Source organism: Sulfurimonas sp. (assembly GCF_032250635.1).
Classification (GTDB): Bacteria; Campylobacterota; Campylobacteria; order Campylobacterales; family Sulfurimonadaceae; genus Sulfurimonas.
Genome location: NZ_JAVVFL010000172.1, coordinates 1 through 4,682 on the forward strand (window position 1 = coordinate 1; position 4,682 = coordinate 4,682).

The following is a 4,682-nucleotide window of genomic DNA, read 5'->3' on the forward strand; positions in this document are numbered from 1 at the left end:
ATTAGAGAAGTAGTAGTTGAGCAATTAGGCGTTAACGCTGATGAAGTAAAAGAAGACGCGAAGTTTGTTGAAGATTTAGGTGCTGATAGCCTTGATGTTGTTGAATTAGTAATGGCACTTGAAGAGAAGTTCGATATCGAAATCCCTGATGACGAAGCAGAAAAAATTCAAACTGTAAAAGACGTTGTTAACTACATAGAAAGCAAATAATCGTCTAAAAATCTACCGAGGGCTCTCGGTAGTAAATGTTTTTTAGTGGTCAGCGTAATTTCTGGCTTTTAAAAAGTATTTTATATTTTTTTACGGAGATTTTAATGAAAAGAGTTGTAGTTACTGGTTTGGGCATGATAAATGCAGTTGGAAATGATAAAGAGAGTTCTTTTAAAGCTATATGTGATGGCGAATGCGGAATTGACACAATTACTCTTTTTGACCCAGAAGATTACAGCGTAAAAATTGCAGGCGAGGTAAAAGATTTTGATCCATCTACGGTTATGGAAGCAAAAGAGGTCAAAAAAGCCGATAGATTTATCCATCTTGGATTAAAAGCTGCACAAGAGGCGATGGCAGAAGCTAACATACCTGAAGACACAGACATGGATAGATTCGGCATAAGCGCTGGTTCTGGTATCGGCGGTCTTCCTTCTATAGAAAAAAATTCAATCATTATTGAGACAAAAGGTCCAAAAAGAATAAGCCCATTTTTTATCCCGGGTGCTCTTGTAAATATGCTTGGCGGCTTTGTCTCTATCGCACATGGAACAAAAGGTCCAAATCTCTCAAGCGTTACTGCATGTGCTGCGGGAACTCACGCAATAAGTGAAGCAGTTAAGACAATTATGTGCGGCGGAGCAGACAAAATGTTGGTTGTCTCTGCAGAGTGCGCAATAACTGGGGCAGGTGTTGGCGGCTTTGCTTCAATGAAAGCGCTCTCAACAAGAAATGATGATCCTAAAAAAGCTTCTCGTCCTTTTGATGCAGACCGTGACGGTTTTGTTATGGGAGAGGGTGCGGCAGCACTTATTTTAGAAGTGTATGAAGATGCAGTGGCAAGGGGTGCGCATATATATGGCGAGATAATAGGTTTCGGCGAAAGCGGAGATGCCAGCCATATTACGACACCGAGTCTTGATGGTCCAACGCGCGCTATGAAAGCAGCTTATAAAATGGCTGGCGAACCTAAGCTTGACTACGTTAACGCACACGGAACAAGTACTCCTATCAATGATAAAAATGAGACGGCTGCAGTTAAAGATCTTCTAGGCGGCAAAGAAAACTGTCCTCCGATGAGTTCTATAAAAGGGCAAATAGGTCACTGTTTAGGCGCTGCAGGTGGTATAGAGGCTGTTGTATGTTTGATGGCAATGCGTGATGGTATCATTCCTCCGACTATCAACCATGAAACTCCTGATGAAAATTGCGATTTAGACATTGTTCCAAACAAGGCTAGACGCGCTGAACTAAATACTGTTATGAGCAACTCTTTTGGGTTTGGTGGAACAAACGGCGTTTTAATATTCAAAAAAATCTAAGTATAAGGATTTAGTTTGGCAACATATTTAGACTTTGAGTATAAGATTAAGTTTATTCAAGAAGATATCATATCCGCGCAGGTTCGTCATGATGAGCTCGCTCTTGAGAACCTCCAAGAGAACCTAGACAAAGAGGTTTCAAAGATATTCAACAACCTCTCTCCATTTCAAAAACTTCAGCTTGCCCGTCATACGGACAGACCTTATGCACTTGATTATATAAATTTGCTTATGAGAGACAAGTATGAGATACACGGCGATAGACACTTTCGTGATGATGCTGCAATCCTCTGCTACATAGGCTATATTGGAAATGAAAAAGTTATGGTTATCGGTGAGCAAAAAGGTCGCGGAACAAAAAACAAGATAAAAAGAAATTTCGGTATGCCGCATCCTGAGGGGTATAGAAAAGCTCTTCGTGCAGCAAAGCTTGCCGAAAAGTTCAATCTTCCTCTGCTAATGCTTATAGATACTCCGGGTGCATATCCGGGGATTGGAGCTGAGGAGAGAAACCAGAGTGAAGCGATTGCTAGAAACCTTCTTGAGCTCTCACAACTTAAAACCCCGACAATCTCTGTAGTTATCGGAGAGGGCGGAAGCGGCGGTGCTCTTGCTATCGGTGTTGCAGATAAATTTGCCATGATGAGATACTCCGTGTTTAGCGTTATTTCACCTGAGGGATGTTCTGCAATTTTATGGAACGACCCTACAAAAGCGGAAGCAGCAACAAATGCTATGAAGATTACGAGCGAAGACTTAAAAGAGTTAGATCTTATAGATGACATTATTGCAGAGCCGCTTATCGGCGCTCACAGAGATAGAGACGGCGCTGCTGCAGCTATTGGCGAGTACTTTTTAGAAGAGCTGGCAAAGCTTCGCAGTGTCCCTGAAGAAGAGAGAATGCAAACACGATACAATAAACTTGTAGGTGTTGGAGCTTACAGCGAGTAGTTACTTTTGACCCTCGACTAGTAGGAGGGGGTCAAACTTCGGTCTTTTTAGAATTTTTCCCTCTTTTGAGAACTTTATAATATCCTCAACACTCTCTATACTTTTACCCAAGCTCTTATCCAAATTTGCAAGCGATAGTTTAAATAGCTCGTATGTAGTAAGCACATCGCTCATTGCTCTGTGGTGCGTTGCACTTGGATGGAGGCTAAATGACTCATTGAGGTATGAGAGTGCATATCTGTAAGATGCTATGGTTCTCTCTGCCAAAGAGAGTGAACATAAACTTCTATTTAAAAGAGGTGCCAAACCCACTTTTTGAATGCTTTGTGAGATGAATTTGTAGTCAAATTTTACGTCATGGGCAACAAAAACAGAGTCTGCTAAAAAGTTTTTAAAATCATACATGACATTCTTTAGAGCCGGTGCATCTTTCGTGTCTTCGACAGATATCCCGGTAATTTCGGTAATGTGCGGGTTTATCTCTTTGCAGTTGACAAGAGAGTCAAAGGTGCCGATAATTTTGTTGCCTTTGATTTTTAGGGCGGCAATCTCGATTATTTGGTGTTTCTCTATTTTTGAACCGTTTGTCTCAATGTCTACTATACAGAAGGTAGCATCATGCAGTGGCATAAATTTGGTAGCAAAATAGAAACTACCCTGCTGCTTTAAAATCTCCAAACCTTGAGAGTGCCAAAGCTCTAAAAGAAACTCTAAATCTTCATCTATCTGCTCTTTAAGGCTCTTTGGAGAGAGCCCTTTTGATGAGAGTTTATGGATACTTTTTGCATCTAAAGAGAAGTCGTTACTAAGCATCTGTAGCGTTACTTTTTTGCATTTTTGATAAATTCATTGACTTTTAAAGCATCTTTTTTACCATAAGAGAGTTCAACGCCGCTACTTACATCGACGCCGTAAAAGCCATACTTTTTTACAGCCAATACATTCTCAGGGGTTAGCCCGCCTGCTAAAATAATCTTAGAGCAGTCAATATTTTCAAACCAATCAATATTTAATCTCTCTCCGCTTCCGCCGTAACTCTCGCAGTAGGCATCAACTAGCCTGTACTCATCACTAAATTTTAAAACATCTTTAGCTTCTTTGGCGCGAACAACTTTTATATATGGGACAAAAAGTTGCTCATAAAGTTCATCCGGAGCTCCAAAGTGGATCTGAGCCAGAGTTGCTCCCGCTTCTTGGCAGTAGGAGTTGATAACCTGTGCATCGCTGTTTACAAAAAGAGCGACTTTTTCGACAAAGGGAGGAAGTCTTTTTATAATCTCTTTTGCCTGAAGTGGTGAGATGTATCTAGGGGAGGCTTCATAAAAAACAAAACCCAAGGCATCTGCGCCGGCTTCTATTGCTGCCATTGCATCCTCATAAGATGTAATCCCGCAAATTTTACAACGCATTATCTATTATCCGTCCGACAAAGGAAGTAATTCCTTTGTCTTCGCTAAGACCGCTGTGGTCACTGAAGCTTTATGCTTTGCATAAGAAATCATATTTGCAAACTCTCTATCGCTTCTTTTTTGTTTGGATGGTTAAATACATAGCTTCCCGCAACCACAATATCCACGCCCGCATCTTTTAAGAGATGAATGTTTTTATCACTTACTCCGCCATCAACTTCTATAAGGCAGTTTGGGTTTAACCTGTCTCTCATGGCACTTAGTTTTTTTGCTTTAGGAATTACGCTCTCTATAAAACTCTGACCGCCAAAACCAGGATTGACGCTCATCAAAAGAACCATATCCAAATCACCTAGCAGGTACTCTACAGACTCGGGAGGCGTGTGCGGATTTAGAACAATCGCAGGCTTTATACCAAGTGAGCGAATTTTTTGGATGAGTCTGTGCGGATGCTTCTCCTCTTCTATATGAAAAGATATATATTCAGGTTTTAAAGGGGCAAAAAGGTCAACAAAAAAGGTGTTGTTCTCAACCATAAGATGTATATCAAGCGGTTTTGTGGCGCACGCAGCAATAGCAGAGACAACAACGGGACCGATTGTCAAGTTTGGAACAAAGTGACCATCCATTACATCTACATGAACAAAATCACAGCCGGCTTCACAAATTGCTTCGACATCTCTTTGCAGGTTGCCAAAATCAGCGGATAAAACGCTAGGAGCTACTTTCATTAGGTTTCCTTCGTATAATATATTTATCAACCAAATAGTTAAAATATGGTTGTGTGTTC

At 40.8% G+C, this 4,682-nt stretch carries 6 protein-coding genes; 3 read left to right on the plus strand and 3 right to left on the minus strand.

Features of this window, described 5'->3' with window-relative positions; all coding sequences use genetic code 11:
• From acpP to accA, 3 genes are all read left to right on the plus strand, one after another.
• On the plus strand, positions 1-210 hold a 210-nt coding region (gene acpP, locus RQ763_RS09675; RefSeq protein ID WP_314152663.1), incomplete at its 5' end, for an acyl carrier protein.
• A 104-nt stretch (positions 211-314) separates the two neighbouring features.
• Positions 315-1,532 carry a beta-ketoacyl-ACP synthase II gene (locus RQ763_RS09680; RefSeq protein WP_314152664.1) on the plus strand — a complete coding sequence of 406 codons (1,218 nt, stop codon included), beginning with the start codon at positions 315-317 and terminating at the stop codon, positions 1,530-1,532.
• A gap of 15 nt (positions 1,533-1,547) precedes the next feature.
• The gene (gene accA / locus RQ763_RS09685; RefSeq protein WP_314152665.1) at positions 1,548-2,483 is read left to right on the plus strand and encodes an acetyl-CoA carboxylase carboxyl transferase subunit alpha; all 936 of its coding nucleotides are present in this window, start codon (positions 1,548-1,550) and stop codon (positions 2,481-2,483) included.
• Here the strand turns inward: accA and RQ763_RS09690 are convergent, their stop codons facing one another.
• The 3 genes from RQ763_RS09690 to rpe form a co-directional block, all read right to left on the minus strand.
• On the minus strand, positions 2,484-3,296 hold the full coding sequence (locus RQ763_RS09690; RefSeq protein WP_314152667.1) for a 3'-5' exonuclease: 813 nt from the start codon (positions 3,294-3,296) through the stop codon (positions 2,484-2,486).
• Positions 3,297-3,304: 8 nt separating this feature from the next.
• Positions 3,305-3,892 carry a phosphoribosylanthranilate isomerase gene (locus tag RQ763_RS09695; protein ID WP_314152668.1) on the minus strand — a complete coding sequence of 196 codons (588 nt, stop codon included), beginning with the start codon at positions 3,890-3,892 and terminating at the stop codon, positions 3,305-3,307.
• 89 nt (positions 3,893-3,981) lie between these two features.
• Positions 3,982-4,623 (minus strand): ribulose-phosphate 3-epimerase, encoded by a 642-nt coding sequence (rpe, locus tag RQ763_RS09700; RefSeq protein WP_314152669.1) that lies wholly within the window; start codon positions 4,621-4,623, stop codon positions 3,982-3,984.
• Positions 4,624-4,682 lie beyond the last annotated feature (59 nt).

Excerpts from the sequence above, each read along its gene's own strand:
- RQ763_RS09680 (WP_314152664.1), top strand. The coding sequence starts at position 315 with ATGAAAAGAGTTGTAGTTACTGGTTTGGGCATGATAAATGCAGTTGGA.
- RQ763_RS09690 (WP_314152667.1), bottom strand. The coding sequence starts at position 3,296 with ATGCTTAGTAACGACTTCTCTTTAGATGCAAAAAGTATCCATAAACTC.
- RQ763_RS09695 (WP_314152668.1), bottom strand. The coding sequence starts at position 3,892 with ATGCGTTGTAAAATTTGCGGGATTACATCTTATGAGGATGCAATGGCA.
- rpe (WP_314152669.1), bottom strand. The coding sequence starts at position 4,623 with ATGAAAGTAGCTCCTAGCGTTTTATCCGCTGATTTTGGCAACCTGCAA.